The sequence below is a fragment of the Catenulispora sp. GP43 genome (genome assembly GCF_041260665.1).
In the GTDB taxonomy this organism is placed as follows: domain Bacteria; phylum Actinomycetota; class Actinomycetes; order Streptomycetales; family Catenulisporaceae; genus Catenulispora.
Genome location: NZ_JBGCCT010000010.1, coordinates 268754 through 289804 on the forward strand (window position 1 = coordinate 268754; position 21051 = coordinate 289804).

Annotated in this window: 24 protein-coding genes; 14 read left to right on the top strand and 10 right to left on the bottom strand. The window is 69.6% G+C overall.

All coding sequences use genetic code 11. The annotated features are described in order from the left end of the window. Positions 1 to 158 precede the first annotated feature (158 nt). Positions 159 to 1187: an ABC transporter substrate-binding protein gene (locus ABH926_RS22440; protein WP_370367663.1), complete on the bottom strand. Its 1029-nt coding sequence runs from the start codon at positions 1185 to 1187 to the stop codon at positions 159 to 161. Positions 1188 to 1284: 97 nt separating this feature from the next. Here ABH926_RS22440 and ABH926_RS22445 point away from each other — a divergent pair, with 97 nt between their 5' ends. After that, positions 1285 to 1740 carry an Rrf2 family transcriptional regulator gene (locus ABH926_RS22445; RefSeq protein WP_370367664.1) on the top strand — a complete coding sequence of 152 codons (456 nt, stop codon included), beginning with the start codon at positions 1285 to 1287 and terminating at the stop codon, positions 1738 to 1740. A 64-nt stretch (positions 1741 to 1804) separates the two neighbouring features. Here the strand turns inward: ABH926_RS22445 and ABH926_RS22450 are convergent, their stop codons facing one another. Both ABH926_RS22450 and ABH926_RS22455 read right to left on the bottom strand, forming a co-directional pair. Next, positions 1805 to 1975, bottom strand: a complete 171-nt coding sequence (locus ABH926_RS22450; protein ID WP_370367665.1) for a hypothetical protein — start codon at positions 1973 to 1975, stop codon at positions 1805 to 1807. A 333-nt stretch (positions 1976 to 2308) separates the two neighbouring features. Beyond that, positions 2309 to 2734, bottom strand: a complete 426-nt coding sequence (locus tag ABH926_RS22455) for an alpha/beta fold hydrolase (RefSeq protein ID WP_370367666.1) — start codon at positions 2732 to 2734, stop codon at positions 2309 to 2311. Positions 2735 to 2838: 104 nt separating this feature from the next. Between ABH926_RS22455 and ABH926_RS22460 the strand changes: the two genes are divergently transcribed. Then, entirely contained in the window at positions 2839 to 3729 is an 891-nt protein-coding gene (locus tag ABH926_RS22460; RefSeq protein ID WP_370367667.1) for a DUF72 domain-containing protein, read from the top strand. Between the two features lie 9 nt (positions 3730 to 3738). On the opposite strand, the gene ABH926_RS22465 is transcribed toward ABH926_RS22460, so the two are convergent. Then, entirely contained in the window at positions 3739 to 3891 is a 153-nt protein-coding gene (locus ABH926_RS22465; protein WP_370367668.1) for a hypothetical protein, read from the bottom strand. A gap of 207 nt (positions 3892 to 4098) precedes the next feature. Between ABH926_RS22465 and ABH926_RS22470 the strand changes: the two genes are divergently transcribed. From ABH926_RS22470 to ABH926_RS22500, 7 genes are all read left to right on the top strand, one after another. Continuing rightward, entirely contained in the window at positions 4099 to 4914 is an 816-nt protein-coding gene (locus tag ABH926_RS22470) for an STAS domain-containing protein (protein ID WP_370367669.1), read from the top strand. Next, positions 4911 to 5288, top strand: a complete 378-nt coding sequence (locus ABH926_RS22475; protein WP_370367670.1) for an STAS domain-containing protein — start codon at positions 4911 to 4913, stop codon at positions 5286 to 5288. Before ABH926_RS22470 ends, ABH926_RS22475 begins: the two co-directional genes overlap by 4 nt. Next, positions 5285 to 5713: an ATP-binding protein gene (locus ABH926_RS22480; protein ID WP_370367671.1), complete on the top strand. Its 429-nt coding sequence runs from the start codon at positions 5285 to 5287 to the stop codon at positions 5711 to 5713. Before ABH926_RS22475 ends, ABH926_RS22480 begins: the two co-directional genes overlap by 4 nt. Further along, the gene (locus tag ABH926_RS22485) at positions 5701 to 6801 is read left to right on the top strand and encodes an ATP-binding SpoIIE family protein phosphatase (RefSeq protein ID WP_370367672.1); all 1101 of its coding nucleotides are present in this window, start codon (positions 5701 to 5703) and stop codon (positions 6799 to 6801) included. Before ABH926_RS22480 ends, ABH926_RS22485 begins: the two co-directional genes overlap by 13 nt. Further along, complete coding sequence (locus tag ABH926_RS22490; protein WP_370367673.1) at positions 6798 to 8249, top strand: ATP-binding protein; 1452 nt, start codon at positions 6798 to 6800, stop codon at positions 8247 to 8249. Before ABH926_RS22485 ends, ABH926_RS22490 begins: the two co-directional genes overlap by 4 nt. Next, on the top strand, positions 8246 to 9859 hold the full coding sequence (locus tag ABH926_RS22495) for a SpoIIE family protein phosphatase (RefSeq protein ID WP_370367674.1): 1614 nt from the start codon (positions 8246 to 8248) through the stop codon (positions 9857 to 9859). The genes ABH926_RS22490 and ABH926_RS22495 overlap by 4 nt, the downstream gene beginning before the upstream one ends. A gap of 107 nt (positions 9860 to 9966) precedes the next feature. Next, the gene (locus ABH926_RS22500) at positions 9967 to 10440 is read left to right on the top strand and encodes an Hsp20/alpha crystallin family protein (protein ID WP_370367675.1); all 474 of its coding nucleotides are present in this window, start codon (positions 9967 to 9969) and stop codon (positions 10438 to 10440) included. 115 nt (positions 10441 to 10555) lie between these two features. On the opposite strand, the gene ABH926_RS22505 is transcribed toward ABH926_RS22500, so the two are convergent. Continuing rightward, positions 10556 to 10630, bottom strand: coding sequence for a GGIII-like transmembrane region-containing protein (locus ABH926_RS22505; protein WP_370367739.1), 75 nt, complete (start codon positions 10628 to 10630; stop codon positions 10556 to 10558). Positions 10631 to 10754: 124 nt separating this feature from the next. Here ABH926_RS22505 and ABH926_RS22510 point away from each other — a divergent pair, with 124 nt between their 5' ends. Then, on the top strand, positions 10755 to 11096 hold the full coding sequence (locus ABH926_RS22510) for an STAS domain-containing protein (protein ID WP_370367676.1): 342 nt from the start codon (positions 10755 to 10757) through the stop codon (positions 11094 to 11096). Between the two features lie 36 nt (positions 11097 to 11132). Here ABH926_RS22510 and gnd read toward each other — a convergent pair whose 3' ends face one another. Both gnd and ABH926_RS22520 read right to left on the bottom strand, forming a co-directional pair. Beyond that, positions 11133 to 12149 (bottom strand): phosphogluconate dehydrogenase (NAD(+)-dependent, decarboxylating), encoded by a 1017-nt coding sequence (gene gnd, locus ABH926_RS22515; protein ID WP_370367740.1) that lies wholly within the window; start codon positions 12147 to 12149, stop codon positions 11133 to 11135. A gap of 218 nt (positions 12150 to 12367) precedes the next feature. Further along, on the bottom strand, positions 12368 to 13273 hold the full coding sequence (locus tag ABH926_RS22520) for a helix-turn-helix domain-containing protein (RefSeq protein WP_370367677.1): 906 nt from the start codon (positions 13271 to 13273) through the stop codon (positions 12368 to 12370). A 273-nt stretch (positions 13274 to 13546) separates the two neighbouring features. Between ABH926_RS22520 and ABH926_RS22525 the strand changes: the two genes are divergently transcribed. Together ABH926_RS22525 and ABH926_RS22530 are read left to right on the top strand one after the other, a co-directional pair. After that, positions 13547 to 14368 carry an SAM-dependent methyltransferase gene (locus ABH926_RS22525; RefSeq protein ID WP_370367678.1) on the top strand — a complete coding sequence of 274 codons (822 nt, stop codon included), beginning with the start codon at positions 13547 to 13549 and terminating at the stop codon, positions 14366 to 14368. A 31-nt stretch (positions 14369 to 14399) separates the two neighbouring features. Continuing rightward, positions 14400 to 15275, top strand: a complete 876-nt coding sequence (locus ABH926_RS22530; RefSeq protein ID WP_370367679.1) for a D-hexose-6-phosphate mutarotase — start codon at positions 14400 to 14402, stop codon at positions 15273 to 15275. A gap of 298 nt (positions 15276 to 15573) precedes the next feature. On the opposite strand, the gene ABH926_RS22535 is transcribed toward ABH926_RS22530, so the two are convergent. The 3 genes from ABH926_RS22535 to ABH926_RS22545 form a co-directional block, all read right to left on the bottom strand. After that, on the bottom strand, positions 15574 to 16692 hold the full coding sequence (locus ABH926_RS22535; protein ID WP_370367680.1) for a glycoside hydrolase family 172 protein: 1119 nt from the start codon (positions 16690 to 16692) through the stop codon (positions 15574 to 15576). A 92-nt stretch (positions 16693 to 16784) separates the two neighbouring features. Then, positions 16785 to 17993 (bottom strand): hypothetical protein, encoded by a 1209-nt coding sequence (locus ABH926_RS22540; RefSeq protein WP_370367681.1) that lies wholly within the window; start codon positions 17991 to 17993, stop codon positions 16785 to 16787. An 83-nt stretch (positions 17994 to 18076) separates the two neighbouring features. After that, positions 18077 to 19180 (bottom strand): ROK family protein, encoded by a 1104-nt coding sequence (locus ABH926_RS22545; RefSeq protein ID WP_370367682.1) that lies wholly within the window; start codon positions 19178 to 19180, stop codon positions 18077 to 18079. Positions 19181 to 19225: 45 nt separating this feature from the next. Here ABH926_RS22545 and ABH926_RS22550 point away from each other — a divergent pair, with 45 nt between their 5' ends. Both ABH926_RS22550 and ABH926_RS22555 read left to right on the top strand, forming a co-directional pair. Next, on the top strand, positions 19226 to 20494 hold the full coding sequence (locus ABH926_RS22550) for an MFS transporter (protein WP_370367683.1): 1269 nt from the start codon (positions 19226 to 19228) through the stop codon (positions 20492 to 20494). Between the two features lie 80 nt (positions 20495 to 20574). Continuing rightward, a complete protein-coding gene (locus ABH926_RS22555; protein WP_370367684.1) occupies positions 20575 to 21036 on the top strand; it encodes a hypothetical protein in 462 nt (153 codons plus the stop codon). Positions 21037 to 21051 lie beyond the last annotated feature (15 nt).

The following is a 21051-nucleotide window of genomic DNA, read 5'->3' on the forward strand; positions in this document are numbered from 1 at the left end:
AGGATTCTTAGTAGCGGGTCAATAGAAGTCCACAGGAAATCGCCATCTATGAGGCGTTAACAAACCCTGGGAAGTCCCTGAAAAATGGCAGGCGTAATTCTTCGGCGACCCTTTGTTCCGGTCGCCGAAGTATCACGGTCGCGCCGCTGGGACAGGCGTTAGGAGTTGGTCACCGGCAGGCCGGGCGGGTTCACCTGCGAGGTCTGCACCGCCTCGTTGCCGAGGTTCCACGCGGCCAGCCACTTGGCGTAGTCGCCGTTCTGGATCAGATAGTTGATGGCGTCGGCGATCGGCTGAGCCAGGCCGCTGCCCTTCTTCGTGGTGGCGGCGATCAGGCCCTGCAGCGTCGCCCCGGCCCCGGAGTACTCCCCGGCGATCCGGGTCGGGTTCGGTGACTTCGAGGTCTGCGTCACCTGGTAGGCCACGCCGGGGTTGGCGCCGAGGAAGACGTCTATCTTCCCCGAGGTCAGCGCGAGAAGCGTCGAGTTGGCGTCCGGGTAGTACTTGACGGAGAAGTCCTTGCCCTCGGCGCGCAGCTTGGTCTGCCACTCCAGCAGGATCTTCTCCTGGTTGGTCCCCGACCCCACCGCGATCGTCTTGCCGGCCAGGGCGTGATAGTCGCCGCTGAAGGTCCAGGGGTTGCTCTTGAGGACCTCGAAGCCGAGGTTGTCCTCGCGGTAGCTGGCGAAGTCGTACTTCTCCTTGCGCTTCTCGGTGTCGGTGATGTTGGCGAACCCGACGGCGTCCTTGCCGCTGTCGATGGCCACGAACATGTTGTCCCAGGTGGCGTTGTCGAAGGTGGGCTTGAGCCCGAGGACCGCGGCGACCAGCCGGGCCAGGTCCGGCTCGGAACCGGTGAGGGTCTTCTGGTCGCTGCCGACGAAGAACAGCGGAGGCGTCCCGGCGGGCAGATCGCCGATGGCGACCGGCAACTGGCCGCTGTCCCGGATCGACGCCGGGAGCTCGGCGCGGATCCGGTCCTGCTGCGCGACGCTCAGATCGACCGGGGTCGCGGCCCCGTTGGACAGCGACCCGACGTGGACCACGCTGGAGCCGGCGGCGGCCGGGGCCGCGGCAGGATGGTTCGAGGCGGGATCGTTCGAGGCGCTGCCGGCGCAGGCCGACAGCGCCAGCCCGAGGGCGGCCGCGATCGCGGGCGCGAGCAGGCGAAGCGGTTTCACGGACACGGTCGTCTCCTTGAGGAAGTCGCGGGGACGGCCGCGATGCTCAAATCGCGGCAATCCCCATGGGGTTCATAGAGTTTTTGGCTGTTACCATCCAGGCGTGCACATCTCAGCCAAAGCGGACTACGCGGTGCGCGTCATGCTGGAAATCGCCGCGCACGGACCGGACCTGGTGAAGTCCACCATCGTCATCGGGCACCAGGACCTGCCCCGCAAGTTCGTCGAGTCGATCCTGGTCGAACTGCGCCACGCCGACCTGGTCCGCAGCCACCGCGGCGCCGAGGGCGGCTACACCCTGGGCCGCCCCGCCGCCGCGATCTCGATCGGGCAGATCGTCCGCGCCGTGGACGGCCCGCTGGCCGAGGTCCGCGGCATGCGTCCGCACGAGTGCGAGTACACCAACGCCGCCGAGAACCTGGCAGAGGTCTGGGTCGCCGCCCGCGCCGCGCTGCGCGCGGTGCTGGACGAGACCAGCCTGGCCCACGTGCTGGCCGGCCGGCTGCCGGCCCACGTGCGCCAGATGACCGAGTCCCCCGAAGCGTGGCTGCCGCGCTGAGCCGCGCACACCGCCGCCGGCGATCCGGTCGCCGGGTTTCGACCGGCGGGGCACCCGATGGTCCTCACAGGGATTCCTTTCGGAGTCGGCGGCCGAGCGCGGACAGCAGTGAGCGCACCGAACGCGGCTGGCCGGGACGGCGCGAGGACCCGCGGGGCCCGGCCGCCTCGTACTCGCCGGCAGGCGCGGGTGAAGGAAGCGCCAGCGGCGCCGGCACCTCGGGGACATCAGTCATGGCGATGCGCTTTCGCTCGGGTCGGGCACACGGTGATCCGCGCCGCCCGTCGGGGAGCGTCACGGATTCGCAGGTCAGCTGACCGGTGCGGGCGCCGTACACAGGGCGCTGTTGACCCGGAGCAGGTCGACGTGACGGCGCAGGATCCGCGGCTGGGAGCAGCCGGTCCGCATGGTGTCACCTCGCCTTCTCGCTGTGAGAACTATCTCTATGGGGACAGTGGGTTTTGGCCTCGGGCTCAGCATGGCTCATAAGACCCCTGATCCGGTATCCCCGTCTCACGTCTTGGACAGCATGGCCGGGTAGACCCAGGGTGGGTGTCCGTGGTCCAGGTCAGGTCGACGTGGCTCGGCGTACGGGCATGAGCGTCGGCGTCGGCTGCGTGGTGAGGAATTCGGCGGTCAGGGAGTACACCGCGTCGGGCTTTTCGGCAACCAGCAGATGCGATGTCCCGGGGACGATGGCCAGTTCGGAATCCGGGATGCCGCGATAGAGCGCGATGGTGTGTTCCAGTGAGACGGTGTCGTCGTCGCCGACCATGACCAAGGTGCGGGCCGCGACTGCTCGCAGGTCTTCAGAGGTGAGGGTGGGCTCCGTCGCAGCCATGTCGAGGACCTTGCGGGCGATGACGGGGAAATGTTCCTCGCCGTCGGGGGACACCTCCCCGTGGCGGGTGCTCATGCGGCTCAGCGTCTCCGCGTCAAACTCGCTGAGGGTACCGGGCAGATTGCCGTCGTAGTGGAAGGTTCCGGTTACCACCAGTGTACGCCTCTTTACTCCCGATAACCGTCGAGTGTCGCTTGTTCGACGACACGCACATGAACGCCCGAAGACAGGGCATGCGGCGGCGGGAGGTGTGGAGCATGCGAATCCTGACAGGCACCGCAGGATGGGTCGACGCAAGTCTGCTACGAAGTGGCTGGTATCCGCCGGGTACAAGGACGGCTGCGGACCGGCTGCGCTACTACGCCAGCCAGTTTCCCCTCGTCGAAGCCGATGCCCCCTACTACGCACTGCCGCGCGCGACGACCGTGGAAGGCTGGATCAACGCGGCACCCGCCGGCTTCACCATGGACGTCAAGGCGTACTCACTGCTCACTGGCCATGGGACCCGCGCCGCGACCCTGCCCGCCGACCTCCGGTCCGGCGTCGGCCGCCCTTGGCTGACCGGGGCCACGGCTCCCCCGGGCCTGCTGGCCGAGCTCTGGCGCCGGTTCCACCAGACGTTCGAACCTTTACAGAAGAGTGGGCTTCTGGGACTGGTCCTCCTGCAATTCCCGCCGAACTGCCGAGCGGATGCCGCCGGCCGGGCGTGGGTCCAGGCAGCACTGCGACACTGCGAGCCGCTGTCAGCGGCGGTGGAGTTCCGCCACGGGTCATGGCTTGAGCCGGAGCAGCAAGCGAGGACGTGGAAGCTCCTCAGAGCCCACAACGCCGCCTATGTGTGCACTGATATGCCACAGTCCCATCCCGGCGCCGTGCCCCCACTGCTCGCGGTCACCGCCGACCGGGCGGTCATCCGGCTGCACGGCCACAGCCACGCGTGGCAACGAGGTGGGAAGGAGGATCGCTATCGCTACGAGTATTCAGCCGCCGAGCTGTCGGCCTGGGCTGAGCGGAGCATGCTGCTCGGCGATTCCGCCGAGGAGGTGCACATCGTGGTGAACACGTGTTGCGCCGGAGCCGCACAGCGAGCTGCCGCAACCCTGCGCGATCGGTTCCAGCCGATAGGGCCCCCATCCGCAAGGTTCTGATAAGAGACCTCACGGATGAGCGACGAAACGGCCGGGCAAGCTCTGGGCAGACAGGAGCTCGCCGGAGCGCAGCAGCCGCCATGCCGCCGCCAAAAGCCAAAGGTCGCCCGGACCCGCTGCGGGAAACTGGCTGAGCGCCATCAGGCCCACCACCAGCCACATTGGCAAGCACTTCTCGCCGGACCGGTTCGTGGTGGCCCCGACTAGGTCACAGACAGGTTCGGCCTGGCAGCAAGCAATTTGACAATGCTCGGACGGGGCTGCTCGTGGCGCGATGACATAGGCTCAGTCCCGCCGCCGTACGCACGGCGCGACGATCCGAGGAACGAGGACGTAGTGAATCAGGTTTCTTCGAATCGACTCATCGAATTGCTGACGACCCGGCGTGAGGAACTGGCAGCCGCCTGGATCGAGGTCGTGTCCGGTTCCCTGGGCGGCCGGGTCAACCGGGCCGAGTTGGACCGGGAACTGCACGAGCTCTATGACGCGGTCCTGGCCGCGCTGCGCTCCGGCGAGGCGGACATGGCGTCCGAGTCCTACGGCGAGGTTCGGGCGCTGCTCGTGGAGATCTCGCGCAACCGCGCCCGTCAGGGCTTCACGCCGGCGGAGACGGCGATCAGCGTCTTCGCGCTCAAGGCGGGGCTGGAGCGGGTGCTCGACGAGGGCGCGGTGGCGGATGTGGCGGCGTACGTGGCGCTGAGCCGGCTCACCGACGCGCTGGGGATGTTCACCGTCGACAGCTACGCGGTCACCCGTGAGGAGATCATCAGCGCCCAGGCCGAGGAACTGCTTGAGCTCTCGACCCCGGTGGTCAAACTGTGGGACGGGGTGATCGGCGTCCCGCTGGTCGGCACGCTCGACTCGGCGCGGACCCAGGTGGTGATGGAGAAGCTGCTGCAGGCCCTGGTCGACACCGGGTCGGAATACGCGATCATCGACATCACCGGGGTTCCGGCCGTCGACACCGAGGTGGCCCAGCACCTGCTCAAGACCGTCGTCGCGGCCCGGCTGATGGGCGCCGAATGCGTCGTGTCCGGAATCCGGCCGCAGATCGCGCAGACGGTCGTCGCGCTGGGCATCGAATTCGGCGACATCACGACCAAGGCGACCCTGGCCGACGCTTTGCGGCACACCTTCCGGCACCTGGCCGCGAACTCCGCGCAGCGCGCCGGGACTCCCGCGTGAGTGAACGCCTGCCGATCCTGCGCATCGGCGAGAACCTGCTGGTGTCGATCCAGGTCGACCTGGACGACCAGACCGTGCTGAACCTGCAGGACGACCTGGCCGAGCAGGTGGTCAAGCAGGGGGCGCGCGGCGTGGTCATCGACATCACGGCGGCCGAGATCGTCGACTCGTTCGTGGGCCGGATGCTGTCCACCATCGCCTCGATCTGCCGGCTGCTGGACGCCGAGACCGTCGTGGTGGGCATGCGCCCGGCGGTGGCGATCACCCTGGTGGAGTTGGGGCTGTCGCTCGGCGGCGTCCGTACGGCGTTGAACCTGGAACGAGGACTGGCGATCCTGTCCGAACGGTCTTCCGCGAGAGTGGCCGGGCGGTGACCGCCCCGGGCCGGGGTCCCGCCGCCGAACAGGCCGCGGTCCTGGCCGTCGCCACGTCCGACGACGTCGTCCGGGCGCGCCAGCAGGCACGCGCCCTCGCGGTCCACTGCGGCCTGTCGCTGGTGGACCAGACGAAACTGGTGACCGCGGCCAGCGAACTCGCCCGCAACACGGTCATCCACGGCGGCGGCGGGACGATGCACGCCGAGGTGATCGAGCGGGGCGGGCGCCGCGGGATCCGGCTGCGCTTCGCCGATGAGGGGCCAGGGGTCCCGGACATCGGCCTCGCCCTGAGCGACGGCTGGTCCTCCGGCAGCGGCATGGGTCTGGGGCTCAGCGGCGCGCGCCGCCTGGTCGACGAGTTCGACCTGCACACGGTGGTCGGCGAGGGCACGACGGTGACGGTGCTGAAGTGGGCGCGCTGAACACGGTTGTGCCCGCCGGTGACCAGGGCGGGGTGTGGATCCGGCAGGAGGTCTCGCTCGCGGCTCAGGCCCGCCGCGCCGCCGCGGAGGTCAGCCGGCGCCTCGGTCTGCCCGACCAGCGGATCTCAGAGATCGAACTCGCCGTGACCGAGGCGGCCACGAACCTGAACAAACACGCGGCGGACGGCGCGCTGCTGCTGCGTCCGTTCGGCTCGGGCCCGGCGGCCGCGGTGGAGATGCTCGCCATCGATCACGGGCCGGGCATGGCGGATGTGGCCCACGCGCGCCAGGACGGCGTCTCGGCCACCGGCACGCCGGGCCTCGGACTGGGCGTCTTGGCGCGCATGGCGGACGTCTTCGACGTCCACTCGCTGATGGGACGCGGGACGGTTCTCGTGGCCCGGTTCCGCGCTCGCCCGGCGAACCCCAAGGTGCCGGCTGAGCCTGCTCCCGAACCGGTTCTGACCGGGTTGGCCAGGCCGATGAGCGGGGAGAGCGTGTGCGGCGACCGGTGGGCCGCGCGGCTCGCCGGGCCCACCGGGCCCACCGGGCCCGCAACGGACGGCGGGGAGACCCTGCTGGTGATGCTCTGCGACGGTCTCGGTCACGGTCCGCTCGCCGCCCGGGCGAGCGAGCAGGCGACGGCGGCGTTCCACCACTCGGTGAGCACCGATCCTCAGGAGATCGTCCTCATGCTGCACGCGGCACTGGCCGGGACCCGCGGCGGAGCGCTCGCGGTGGCCAGGGTGGACCTGCGTGAACGCCGTATCGCGTACTGCGGCGTCGGCAACATCAGCGGGTTCGTGGTGGCGGACGATCGTCGCAGCACACTGCTGTCCCTGCCCGGCATCGTCGGCCATCACCTGCCGCGGTTGCGCACCTTCGACGCGGACTTCCCGCAGCGGTCGAGCCTGGTGCTGCACTCCGACGGGCTGACCGAGCGCTGGCGCCCCAGCACGCTGCCCGGCCTGTTCGAGCATTCGAGCACCATCATCGCCGCGCAGCTTCTGCGCGAGGCCGGAGTGCGCAGGGACGACGCGAGCGTCGTCGTACTGAAGGGCACCGGGTCGTCCGGAGGCGGGGCGTGAACGGCGTCGTGCTCCTGCTGACGACGGCTGTCTCCGATGAACAGGACGTCTTCGCCCTGCGCCGCTACGGCCGGACCATCGCCGAAACCGCGGGGCTGGACCAGCAGGACCAGATCCGGCTCGCCACGGCCTTGAGCGAGCTGGGCCGGGATCGGCTGGGCTGCGCCGGCGTCACGGTCCGTTTCGTCCTGGGGGCCGAGCCGGCGCCGACGTTGGAGGTGACGACGCGGTGGGTCGACGGGCCGGCTCCGGCCCCGGAGGCTTTGAGCTCCGTCGGCCGATTGGTGCGGGACACCTCCCACGAGGTCGGCGGGCGGCGGGGAAGCGCCACGTTGCGCGTCCCGGTGCCGGTCGCCCCCGCGGCGTTCGCCGAGATCTCCGAGCGGATCGGCGAAGTACTCCACACCAGCGCGACCGCCAGCCGCGAGGAAGACCTGCGTGCGCAGACCAGGGACCTGGTGGTCGCCTTGGAAGAAGCGCGTTTCCAAGGCGATGAGCTCCGACTGCTCAACGAAGAGCTCGAGCAGACCAACGCCGGCGTCATGGCGTTGTACAGCGAGCTGTCCACCGAACTGGAGCAGACCAATACCGGTGTCGTCGCGTTGCACGCCGAGCTGGAGGCCAAGAGCCGGCAGCTGGTGCCGGACGGGACGGTGGCGCTACTCTTCCCCGATCCGGCCCGGTTGCCGACCCTGGTCACCGACGAGGCAATGCTCGCCCGCGTTCTTCGCAACCTGGTCGGCAACAGTCTGAAGTTCACCACGACCGGCTATGTGCGGATCCGAGTCGGGATGCCCGACGCGCACGACGGAACGCTCGAGATCTCGGTCGAGGACACCGGCGTCGGCATCCCCGAGCAGGATTTGGAGAAGGTTTTCGAAGAGTTCTACCAGGTGCGCGGCGCGCACCAGCGCGGCAGGACCGGCACCGGGCTGGGCCTGCCCTACGCGCGCAGGCTGGTGGAACTGCTCGGCGGAACGCTCACGTTGACGAGCACCCCGGCCCGGGGTACGACGGCGACCGTGACGCTCCCGGCCGCCGGCGCGGCGGCGCCGGCCGCACCGACGCGGGTATCCGTCGTGATCAGCGCGGACGACGACGCGGCGTTCTCCGCCGCGTTCCGGCCGCTGCTCGCCGAGATCGCGGAGCGGGTGGTGCAAGTCGCGGACGGCGCCGCGCTGCTGGAGGCCGTCCGCCGCGAACGGCCCGGCGCGATCGTGGTCGACCTGGACATGCCCGAGATCGATGGATACGAAGTCCTCCGACGCCTGGCCGGGGCCGGGGAACTCGCTGCCATCCCGGTGGTCGTCGTCACCGGATTCCCCGTGGAACAGACCGACCGGGCCCGTCTGGGCCATGCCCGTGCGGTCCTGGCCAAGGCCTCGGTCGGGGTCTCCGATCTGGCGGCCGCGCTGGGGCTGAGCCGACCCGGGGCCGGGTCGGCGTGACCGTCGTCCAGGCCGCCGACGGCGATCCCGGTCACATATTGGTCGTCGAGGACAACGCCGCCAACCGGTACCTGCTCTCGCAATGGCTGCGGCGGGCCGGCCACACGGTCGCCGAAGCGGCTGACGGCGCCGAGGCCCTGGACCTCTTGGCCGGTGAGGGCGGGCTGCCGGAGGTGGCCATCCTGGACGTCGTCCTGCCGGACATGACCGGCTTCGAACTGTGCCGGCGGATCAAAGCGGCCTCGCCCACGGCCGACATCCCGGTGGTGCACGTCTCGGCGTTCGCGGTCACCGCGGCGGATCGCACCCAGGGCCTGCACGGCGGGGCCGACGCCTACCTCGTCGGGCCCGTCGACTCGCACGAACTGCTCGCCACGATCACCGCGGTGCTGCGGTACACCCGGGCCCGCCGCGCCGCGCAACGTCTGGCCGAGCGACTCATGCTGCTCAACGAGGCCACACTGGAGATGCACCGGGCCACCGACATCGGCCGGCTCGCGGACGCGGCGGTCACCGGCACTCTCGGCGTGTTGGGCGCGCAGGCCGCGAGCGTCTATCTCAGCCTGTTCGGCCGGCCGATGCGCACCTACCGAGTGGGTGCGCAGAACCCGATCGTCTCCGAACCGATCGCCGCGGAGCTCCTGGAACACATCGCCCAGCGGATCCTGAGCGGACGGACCGGTGTCCGGATCGCGCTGATGTCCCAAGAGCAGTGGCGCGAACTGGTTCCCGGACCGCCTGTGCTGGGCGACGTCCTCGTAGCGGCGGTCCGTGCGCACGGCGGGCGTCCACCGGTGTGCGCGGCGATCGCCGTCGATCAGCCGCCGTCCGCGGATGATCGCACCCTGCTCATGCAGATCACGCAAGCATGCGCGCTGTCGCTGGAGTCGCTGCGCAACTTCGCCGAGGAACATGCCCTCGCCCTGGAACTTCAGAGGTCGTTCCTGCCCACCACGCTGCCCACGGCCGGCATCGAGTTGGCAGTCCGCTACGTGCCGGCCAGCGCCCAGGCCGAGATCGGCGGCGACTTCTACGAAGCCATCCAGACCCCCGACGGCCTCCTGCTGGCCATCGGCGACGTCGTGGGCCACTCCCTGGAGGCGGCGATCATCATGGGCCTCGTGCGCCATGCGCTGTGCGCCTACGCCATCGAGGGGCACCCGCCAGGGGCCATTCTGGAACTGCTCGATTCGCTGCTCACACGTCAGTATCCCCGGGCGGTCACCGTCACCATGTGTCTGGTGCTCGTCGAACCAGGACATCGGAGACTGCAGGTGGCCAACGCGGGCCACATTCCGCCGCTGCTGCTCGCCGACGGCGCCGCCCGGTTCGTGACCGAGCACGGCCAGCTGCTCGGCCTCGGCCGGGCCCGCTACGGCGTGACCACCGTGCCCGTGACATGCCGCACCCGACTACTGCTGTACACCGACGGTCTGGTGGAAGTCCGAACCAGCGGGCTGGACGAGAGTCTCGCAGCCTTCGAAGCCTCCGCGCTCAAAGGCCCGGAGGACTTGGCAGAGCTCTGCGACATGCTCCTTGACACCTTCGGCCGGGACAAGGACGACGACATCGCCCTGCTCGCCGCGGACCTCGTTCCGGAAGGCCCCTGATATTCCGCCGAGAATGCCGGGATTCGATGGCCGAAGTTGTTTGGCGACTGCCACTGCGGCCATAAGGCGGGTTCGCGAACATTTTCTGTGACAAGGGAGAAAACACCATGAACTCACCTTTTCCCCGCGGTTCGGGAAGCGAGCAGCGACCGGACCGGACCTGGGGTCTGCCCTGGGGCCCGCCGGCGGAACTCAATGAGCTGGTCGACCACCTGGGCCGCTGGGTCGACCGGGCCACCGGCGGCCAGGCCCGGGGCACACGATGGACGCCCGTCGTCGAGGAGGACGAGACCGCGGACACCTATCGGGTCCGCGTGGAGCTTCCCGGGATCCCGCGCGAGCGGGTCCTCGTCGAAGTCGAGGGCCACCAGCTGTGTGTCCGCGGCGACCTGGACGAGGCCGCGTCGGGTGGAACCAGCTACTTGGCGGCCCGTGCGGGAAGCTTCGCGTACCGCACAACGCTTCCGGCCAACGCGGATCGTGAAGACGTCCGTGCCGATCTGGCCGACGGCGTCCTGACCGTCACCGTGCCGCGCGCCGGACAGACATCTCGCACGACGGTCCCCATCAGCGGTAATTAACAATTCGCAGTCCGACCGACCGACGCACGCCGCGCCCGCCGTCGACCAGGCGAGGGGCGTGGCCGGCGGCGGGCGATCGATCCCGGGACGCACAGGAGGCGGCATTCAGGGCAAGCTAGCGCCGCCGCATCATCATCACGACAACGATGATGACAAGTACCAAGACAATGGCGCCTACGCTGATGTACATCTGAGCCTCCTGGCATCTGGGTTTTCCGTCTCTGCGTTCGACCGGCTCCTTATGGCCATGGAACCGGCGAGTAAACAACGCTTAGACGAATCCGCACCAACAGAGTCTGAGACTAGGAGCCGGCATGGGGTTCTCGTGTACCACGAGGAAGATCGCGGGACGCGTGGTGCTCATTGTCGCCGGCGACGTGGACCTCGCCGCCCACAGCCGGTTCGAGACTGATGTCGAGCAGTACTGGGACGGCTCGACGGACCTCGTCCTCGACTGCTCGCAAGTCACCTTCCTGGACTCGATGGGACTTCGCGTCTTGGTGCAGGCGGTGCAGCGCCCGAGCGAGAAGGGCCGCGGCGTTGCCCTCGCAGCTCCGTCGACACCGGTTCTCAGGGTCTTGGAACTCGCCGGCGTCAAAGACCTGTTCTCTCTCGAGGGGCCGATCTCGGACGCCGACGCGGATGCCGCCCTCTGACCTCTGAGACCACGCCGGCCACCGCCAGGATGCCCCTCAGCCCTTCTTCTCTTCGTGTCCCCCGAAGCCCTTGCGCATGGCGGACAGAACCTTGCTCGCGAAGTCGCCCAGGCCACGGGAGGTGAAGCGGGAGTACAGGGCCGTGGTGAGCACCGGGGCCGGAACGCCTTCGTCGATGGCCGCGATCGACGTCCACCGGCCCTCGCCGGAGTCCGACACCCGGCCGGCGAACTCCTCCAGACCAGGAGACTTCGCCAGGGCCGCCGCGGTCAGGTCCAGGAGCCAGGACTCCACGACGCTGCCCCGGCGCCAGACCTCGGCCACCGCCGCTGTGTCGATCTCGTACTGGTAGAACTCGGGCTGCTCCATCGGCGCGCTCTCGGCGTCCGCCTCGCCCTTCTGCTTTCCGGCGGCGGCGTTGTGCAGGATGCCGAGCCCCTCGGCCAGCGACGCCATCATCCCGTACTCGATGCCGTTGTGGACCATCTTGACGAAGTGACCGGCGCCGACCGGGCCGCAGTGCAGGAACCCGCGCTCGGCCGCGGCGGGCTCTCCCGTGCGCCCCGGGGTCCGAGGCGCGGCGTCGGTACCGGGGGCGATGGACGCGAAGATCGGTTCGAGGCGGTCCACGGCCGCGGCGTCGCCGCCGATCATCAGGCAGTAGCCGCGCTCAATCCCCCAGATCCCGCCGCTGGTCCCGCAGTCAACCAGGTGGACGCCGTGCTCTGCCAGGCCGGCGGCGCGGCGGATGTCGTCGCGGTAGTAGGAGTTGCCGCCGTCGATGACGGTGTCCCCGCGATCCAGTTCGGCGGCCAGATCGTCGATCGCCGTGCCGGTGACCTCCCCCGCCGGCAGCATCACCCACACCGCGCGGGGCTGGGACAGCTGGCCGGCCAGGTCCGCCAGCGATGAGGCAGCGGCGGCTCCCTCCTTCTCCAGCGCGGCGACCGCGTGTGGGTCCACGTCGAAGACCACGCACGTGTGGCCGTCACGCATCAAGCGCCGGGCGATGTTCGCCCCCATCCGTCCGAGTCCGACCACTCCTAGCTGCATCGGCGTCTGAGCCGTCATGAACGCTCTCCTCTGCTCGCGCGATCCAGCCGGGCCGCGAGACTCCCCCGTGCCCGGCCTCCGAGCCCGCAAACCCGGAATGGGTTCGCCTGGCGCGAGGGCGGATGGACTGTCGCAGTGAGCGGACAGCGCGTAGGAGTTCACTCACCGGCTTCGTCGGCCCAGCCAGCCCAGTCCGAATGCCGCCGCGGGCAAGCGGACTACAGCGCCTTGACCGTCTCGGCGAGGAAATCCGTGCTACTGGCCGCCGGGAGCGCATCCACGCACAGCTGATCCATGACCTTCGTGTACGCGTCGAGGTCATCGGTCTTGTCCAGGAACGTGGCGTTGGTGAGGTGCTCCAAGTACACGATGTCGCTCAGCGCCGCTTCGGCGAAGCGCAGGATGGTGAAGCGGTGGCTGCCGGCGTCGGCGTAGCCGCCGCGGTGGAAGGGCACGACCTGGATGGTGACGTGCGGCAGTCTCGAGAGCTCCAGCATGTGCTCGATCTGGGCTTCCATGGTGTCGTGGCTGCCGGGCGGGCGGCGGAGCACGGCCTCGTCGAGGATGGCCCAGAGCTTGGGCGGGTGCGGCCGGTGCAGGAGGCGGGCCCGGCGCATGCGCAGTGCGACCCGGCGTTCGATCTCGCCGGCGGGGGCCAGCGGGTGGCTGGCGCCCAGGACGGCGCGGGCGTAGTCCTCGGTCTGGAGCAGGCCGGGGATCAGGCGGGTGTGGTAGCAGCGGATGATCGAGGCGGCGTCCTCCATGCCGAGGTAGGCCTCGAACCAGGGCGGTACCACCTCGGCGAAGGCCTGCCACCAGCTCTGGGCGTTGGCCTGGTCGGCGAGCGCCAGGAGCATCTCGCGGTCGGCGGTTTCGCGTACGCCGTACAGGGTGAGCAGGTCGGCGACGTCGCGGGGCTTGAAGCCGACGCGGCCCAGCTCCATGCGGCTGATCTTGCTTTCGGAGCCGCGGATCGCGTATCCCGCGGCCTCCCTGCTGATGCCCGCGTCCGTGCGCAGGCGCCGTAGCCGGGCGCCGAGCAGAATCCGCGGGATGGTCGGGTTGCCGTGAGCCGAGGCCGGCACTGCTGTGCGCACCGGTCCCCCGGCAGCGGCCGCGCTCATCGGATCAGACTCCTGTCATGATCGGACCGCATAGCTTTCGCCTCCTTGCCACCGTGCTCCGGCCACGCCTGGGACGGCGACTGCGCTGCCGGCACACGATGCTGGAAGCATACCGTCAGTTCTTAATCGAACACATAGTGTGTCCGAATAAGCCTCTTGGCCAGCACTGATTCCGTTGAGCTCAACTCGGGGCGGACCGCCGGCGCACCGAACGGGCGGGGTGCGGCTATCGTGAGTGAGTCAGTTCCCAGATATAAGAAGGCAGCCACCACGATGAGCGTCGATCCTGAGATCCCCGAATACCTCAAGCCCAGCATCGACACGACCGTCCCGCACTCTGCCCGGATCTGGAACTACTGGCTGGGCGGCAAGGACCACTACCCGGTCGACCGCGAGGCCGGCGACCAGTTCGCCGCGGTCTACCCGGGCATCTTCGACCTGGCGCGGCTGTCGCGGTACTTCCTCGGCCGGGTCATCCGCCACCTGGCCGGCGAGGCCGGCATCAGCCAGTTCCTGGACGTCGGCACCGGCCTGCCCACCGCCGACAACACCCACGAGGTCGCCCAGCGCGTCAACCCCGCGAGCCGCGTCGTCTACGTCGACAACGACCCGCTGATCCTGGCGCACGCCAACGCGCTGCTGGTCAGCGACCCGCAGGGCACCACCGCCTACATCCAGGCCGACCTGCACGACCCCGAGGCGATCATCGACGAGGCCGCCAAGACCCTCGACTTCGACCAGCCGGTCGCCCTGATCCTGATGCAGGTCCTCGGCCACGTGCCCAACGACAACGACGACGAGCAGGCCCGCTCCATCATCAGGCGTCTGATGCAGGCCCTGCCCTCCGGCAGCTACCTGGCGCTGAACGAGAGCGTCAACACCAACGAGCTCAACGCGAAGGCGACCGGGCTCTACAACGAAAGCGGCGCGGTCAAGTACTACCTGCGCGACTCCGAGCAGATCGTCCGCCTGTTCGAGGGCCTGGAGTTGGTGGAACCCGGTGTCGTGCCCATCCAGGACTGGCGGCCCGACCCGAACCCGTTCGGCGACTCGCCCGAGGTCGGCGTGTGGGGAGGGATCGCGCGCAAGCGCTGAGGAGAGCCTCGGCCCGATAGGGTCGGGGGCTATGAGCGAGGACGTCTTCTCCCTGCCGGTCGACGAAGAGCTGGGCGCGCACGTCAGCCGCCGCCGACTGGGCGGCCTCCCGGTGATCGTGGTCGATCACCCGCGATCGCGAGCCGCGGTCGCACTGCAGGGGGCACACCTGTTCGCGTGGCAGCCCGCCGGGCAGGAGCCGGTGCTGTGGCTGAGCGAGGCCAGCGCGTTCACGGAGGGCACGGCCATCCGCGGCGGCGTGCCCGTGTGCTGGCCGTGGTTCGGCCCGACCGGTCAGCCCTCGCACGGCTTCGCCCGGGTCAGCACGTTCGAGCTGGTCGCGTCGGAGGAGGACGAGAGCGAGGTCCGGCTGGATTTCGTGCTGCGCAGCGACGAGCACACCAAGCAGATCTGGCCGCACGACTTCGCCCTGTTCATTCGCATGCGTCTCGGCGCCACTTGCGAGGTCTCGCTGGAGGCCCAAGGCGAGTACGAGAGCACCGGTGCGCTACACAGCTACTTCCATGTCGGCGCGATCGAAGGCGTGCGGGTGTCGGGGATCGGCGTCCCGTACCTCGACCAGGTGGAGGACACGGACGGCAGTCAGGACGGGCCGCTGGACTTCCCCGGCCGGATCGACCGGGTCTACACCGCCCCGGAGCCGGTCAGCCGCATCGACGACCCGGCGCTGCACCGTGAGATCGAGGTCCGGCACCACGATCACAGTGACGTGGTCACCTGGAACCCGGGCCCGGAGTTGTCCAAGAGCATGGCCGACCTCACCGACGACGGCTATCGGGGCTTCGTCTGCGTCGAGACCGCGCGGATCTCCGATCCGATGATCAGTACGGCTGACCGGCCTGCGACGTTGTCGGTCACGTTCGCTGTGGCGCCGCGAGACCACTGACATGAGGGGCTGAGCTTCGGTGGCTGCTGCGATACCGGTGGTTCCGTGACCTCTGTTGCGGTGGAACTTGACCGGGTCCGGGAGTCGGACGCGCGGCTGCTGGCGACGGTGTCGGGGCTGGACGAGCTGGCGGGTCGATTCCGTTTCGGTGCAGCCGGGCGTCGGCGTGGCCGATGCCGAGGTGAGCGGGTCCGGCTGGCAGTTGCTGGCCTGGTTAGTCGGGCGTGGCGACCATGGACTCACTGTTGCCGGGCGAGCGGAACGTCTGCCGAACCTGCCCGCCTATGGCTAAGGGGTCTCAGTCCACCTCCATACTCAGAAAGGTCGGCTTCGGAGGCAGCGACGCCGCCGCGCTCGGCGCGTCCAGGTAGAAGAAGACCGTGCTCGCTATGTCATCGCTGTTGGGGCGGTAGCGGTACCCCAATCCGTTGCCGTCCCCGGGACCGCTGCCGAGGCACTGGATGGTCGCGCGCATCTCGCGGTGGAACCGGACAGGGTCCGGGATGTGCCAGCGGTACATGCCGAAGCGTTGTTGGCTGCGGTAGAGGCCGTCGGGCTTGAGGACTTGGTGCAGGCCCAGATAGGGGGTGGTGTAGGCGGTGTATCCGGTGCCCGGTACGTCGAAGTTCCACGCGCCGCCGAAGTAGTCCTCGGTCCCGGTGCCGCAGATGGTGGGGAACTCCGTGTCGCCGTCGAAGTAGAACTTGACCTCGCCCTCGCCCCACCACCCGGGGCTGTTGACGCCCCAGGCCAGGTATGTGCCGACGTAATGGCCTGAGCCACGCAGCCCGTCGAGCAGGGTGTGCACCTCCCCTCGCGGGACCGGATTGCTGCGCCGCCATTGCGCATGGAAGTAGAGCGCGTCGGCAGGGATGTCGTCGTCGAGTTCGTAGTCGACTTGGTAGTACAGGGTCATGGGATCAGGCGACACGTTCTCCACGGTGACGCGCGCCGAATGGTGGAACGGCATGGGCCAGTAGCAGTTGAGCCCGCCGTTCGGGTTCGCCGCGACTGTCGCCGAGGACACCTGGCCGAAGACGTTCCAGCCCTGACAGAAGAAGTCCCCGAGCGGAACCTCGACCGCCGGCTCGCCCTCGCCCTTGCCCTTGCCCTCGCCCTCGCCCTCCCAGTAGATCCGCAGGATCGAGCCACGCCATGCCCGGTGCGGGGCCGCGGTGAGCCACACGTGCCGGATCGTCCCGGCCCCCTCGATGGCCGCGATCGTCGCCGTGGCCCCGGCAGCTATCTCGATACACGGCGAGATCTTCCACCCGCGCCCCATCGCCCCGGCGGCCTGCGCGCCCGGCCCCTCGGTGGCGGCGCCGCCGGCACCCGGGCCACCGGTGGGGTTCTCCGCGCTGATGGAGCGGGATATCGCGCGGGAGGGTCGCGAGAGGCGGTCGAGCTCTGGGGTCATGTTTTTCGTCCATCCGTGAGCATCAAGGCGGATGAGCGACAGTGTGGGTGGGTTTGCCATCGCCGGCAAGGATCGGCAGGCGATACCGTCGTCTAGAGCGTCTGTCCCACCCGCAGCTGCGCCCCGCAGCCCCCGCGTCCATCGGCCCGCCAGGTCCGGTCCAAGCGGTCGATCGTCGTCTGCGCCCACAACCGCAACGAAGCCAGGGCCTGCCCGTCCGGCTTCAGGATCCCGTAGGCGAGCAGCGCCAGCGCCAGCGGCACCAAAGCGGCGCTCAGCGCGGGGCCGAACGGCACCGCGTCGGCGGGATCGGTGAGTCGGGCGCGGACAGGACGCCGCCGCGCGGCGACGATCCCCACACACGCGGCCACCGGCAGGACCAGGCCCCACCCGGCCCACGCCATCAGGTCGCCGGTGTGGGACAGATCGGCCATGCTGGGCGCGCTCTGCGACTTGGCGACGGCGCTGTTCGGCAGCCACATCCCGAATTCCATCCGCCGCCACAGCAGGAAGCCGCCGAACGGCACGGCGAAGATCAGGCCGTACCGACGCACGGCCGCCACGGACGCGCTCACGGCGGTGCCGCCCACGAACAACAACACCGTCAGCGGGTAAGCGGCAGCGTAGATGACGCCGTCCGGCCGATTGAGCGCCGCGAGCAAAGCGGCCAGGGCGGCGGCCCCGGCGACTCGGGGCCCGAGAAGCCGCCCGCGCGCCACGCCCTTCACCAGGACCGCCGTCAGCAGCGTGACGGCCAAAGCGGTCAGCGGATTCTCGAGCCCGGAGAACATCCAGGCGATCAGCGAGAAGTTGGCCGCCATCAGCAACCCGGCGATCATCGTGACCGCGTTCGCACGCCGCGGCAGCACCACCCGCGCGACGCTCGCCACCACCGCCAGCATCCCGACCACGCACAGCAGCGCGAGGAACTTCGGGAACGTCACCAGATCGGACACGCCGAACCAGGACCCGTTGTCGAACAGCCCTACCATCCGTCCCAGGACCAGCAGCGCCAGCCATGCGGGATCCGAATAGCCCTCCACCGGCGCGGCGCCGGGCTGCTGCACCGGCCCCAGCCCTTCGCCGATGCTCCGGGCGTAGGCGAAGGTGACCCCGGCGTCGTCCGCGATCCACTGCCCCAGCGTCAGCGCTTGGAGCCCGACCAGCGCGGCCCCGATCGTGATGACGGTGCCCTGGGCCGGCCAGCGCAGGCGGTAGCGGTAGGTGGAGGGCCGCAGCGCCACCCGGCGGGTCCGGCTGACGCCGAGGCGCTTGAAATAGGCGAGGGCTGATTCCGTCACGCGCCGGTAGCCGGCGGTCGAAGGGTGCTGGTTACGTCGGCGTACGCCATTCGAGGCAACCCGCGCCGAGGATCGGCGGCATCTCAGCTGCCTGCCTCGCGCACCGGCATCCCGAACCGCGCGTTCAGCACCTGCATGGCCGCGCCGGCGGCGATCGCGTCCTCGCCGAGCATGGTCAGGGAGACCTCGACCGGCAGCCAGTCGGCACGCGGTACCTCGGTGCGGACGGCGCGGCGCACCTCGGCGAGGTACTGGTCCGCGTGGCTGAGCAGGTCTGTACCTGCGAGTACAACGTGGTCCACGTCGACCGTCTGGAGCAGGTTCACGATGCCGACGGACAGGACGCGGGTTGCTCGGGCCAGGTCACCGCTGCCCGCGGCGGTGTCGTGCACGATCTCCAGGCAGCCGTGGCGTCCGCACACGCACAGTGGACCGTCCAGGTCGACGACCGTGTGCCCGAACTCCCCCGCGTTCGTATGCGCGCCGCGGTAGGCCGATCCGTCGAGCCACAGGCCGGCGCCGATGCCTGACTGGACCATGATCAGTGCTGCGTGCCGGAGGTCGGCGCCGCGGCGCCAAGCCTCGCCGGTGACCGCGGCGGTCACGTCCTTGTCCAGGTGCACGGGCAGTCCGAGCTCGGTCTCGGCCAGTTGGCGCAGCGGGACGTCGTGCCAGTGCCGCAGGCGGTGCGCGTCGCGGACGATGCCGTGGCCGTGGTCCAGCGGCCCGACCATGCCCACCCCGAGGCCCGCGATGCGCGCCGGCGGCAGGCGGTGCTTCCGTGTCAACGCTTCGAGGCCTGCGCGCAGCGCCTGGAGTAAGTCGGCCGGGGTGAAGTCCTCCGGCAGCGAGGTGAGCTCCGAGTCGCGGACGTCGCCGACGAAGTCGGTGAGGACCAGGCGCAGGCTTCCGCGTCCGACGTGGGCGCCGATCGCGTACTGGCCGGTCGGTACGACCTGGTAGGAGATCGGGGGCTTGCCGACGCCGCGGCGCACCGTTCCGGTGGGGGCCACCAGCCCCTGGTCGATCAGGCGGGCCAGGACCTTGGACACCGCCTGCGGGGTCAGGCCGGCGGCGGCTGCGACCTGGGCCCGGTCGAACTCCGGGAGTCTGCGCACCAGGCCGAGGACCAACGCTTCGTTGTAGTCCCGCACGTAGCTCACGTCGGCTGCTGCTTTGCCCGTCATGGTCGCAGTCTAGAATTAAGCAACGGCGTTGCTATATTGACCGGCATGCAAGTCACGCACGTGTCGCCGGCCCGCCGCCGAGCCGCTGTCGCCGCCCTCGCCCTCGGCGGCTTCGCCATCGGACTGACCGAGTTCGTGGCGATGGGTCTGCTGCCGCAGGTCGCGCACAGCCTGCTCGGGGGCCAGTACGCCGCGTCCAGCTCGAAGGCCGTCGCGCACGCGGGCTGGATGATCAGCGCGTACGCCCTCGGGGTCGTGGTCGGCGCGCCGACCATAGCCGCCGTGACCGCGCGCGTGGCCCGCAAACAGCTGCTGCTCGGCCTGCTCGCGTTGTTCATCGTCGGCACCGCGGCCTCGGCGGCCGCGCCGAACTTCGACCTGCTCCTGCTGGCCCGCTTCATCGCTGCGCTCCCGCACGGCGCGTACTTCGGCGCCGCCGGCCTGCTGGCGTCCCAGATCATGGGGCCCGGCAGCCACGGCCGGGGATTCGCGGCGGTGCTGGGCGGCCTGACCGTCGCCAACGTGTTCGGCGTGCCGCTGATCACCCTGGTGGGCCAGCACGCCGGCTGGCGCGTGGCGTACCTGGCCATCGCCGGGATGTTCTTCCTGACGCTGATAGCCGTGGTGGCGGTGGTCCCCGCGATCGCCTCTCCGGTAGAGGGTTCGCCGCGCGACGAGCTCCGCGCGTTCCGCTCCGGACAGGTCTGGCTCGTGGCCACAGTCGCGGCGATCGGCTTCGCCGGCTTCTTCGCCGTGGACAGCTACATCGCCCCGGTGACAACGCACATCGCAGGGCTCTCCGACAGCTGGGTGCCATGGGTCCTGGCGACAGTGGGCCTGGGCATGACGGCGGGCAACGCCGCGGGCGGCTGGGCCAGCGACCGGAACCTGGAACGCAGCCTGCTGTTCGGCTTCGGCGCGCTCATCACCTCTACAGCCCTGTTCGCACTGATCGCCCACACCCCCGCGGGCTTGTTCATCGGCGCGTTCCTGATCGGCGCCTCCAGCCTGTTCATCGGCCCGGCGATGCAGTCGCGCCTGATCAGCGCGGCGCCGAGCGCCCGCCTGATGGGCGCGGCGGTCAACCAGTCGGCGATGAACATCGCCAACAGCCTGGGCGCGGCGCTGGGCAGCTTGGCGATCGCGAACGGTCTGGGCTACCTCGCGCCGAGCGTGCTCGGTGCGGGGCTGGCGACCGTGGGTCTGCTGCTGTGTGGCGTGGATATCGCGGCGCGGCGACGGGCGCGAACGGGATCGCGGGGTGAGGCCGAGCATCGTGCCGAAACCGCGGCGGCCGCGAGCGGGAACGGATAGGCAACCGAGCACGAACGCAAAACCACGCACTTTCTCAGACCCCTGTATCGCTGAACCGCCCTCCCGCATACGCTCAGAACATGGATCTGACGACCATGGTCACGCCCGGCGCCCAATCGCTGGTCACAGCCATTCTGACCGATTCTTGGGCCCAGGTACGCACTGCGTTGTCCCGGCTCTGGGCTCACCGCCAATCCTCCTCCCACGCATCCGGCCCATCCGAGCCGGATGCCGCCGCGCTCCAAAAAGCCGAGACCGAACTCGACGTCGCCAAGAAGCAGGCGCTCATAGTCGGCGGGAACGGGCCGGAATCCGAGCGTGCCGCTCGAATGGAAGTGTTCTGGATCGGCTATCTGGCCGGGCAACTCGCAGCGCGCCCCGAGCTTGCGGAAGCAGTCCAGGCGCTACCGGGGCTGCACGGTGCCCAGCCGGACGTGTCACCCACGATTGTGGCAGTGACCTCCAAGACTGTTAGTGGGACTGTGCACGGAAACGCCGTACAAGCCGATGATGTCACCGGAGGAATCCGCTTCGGCCGGTAGCACCAACAGCGAAGG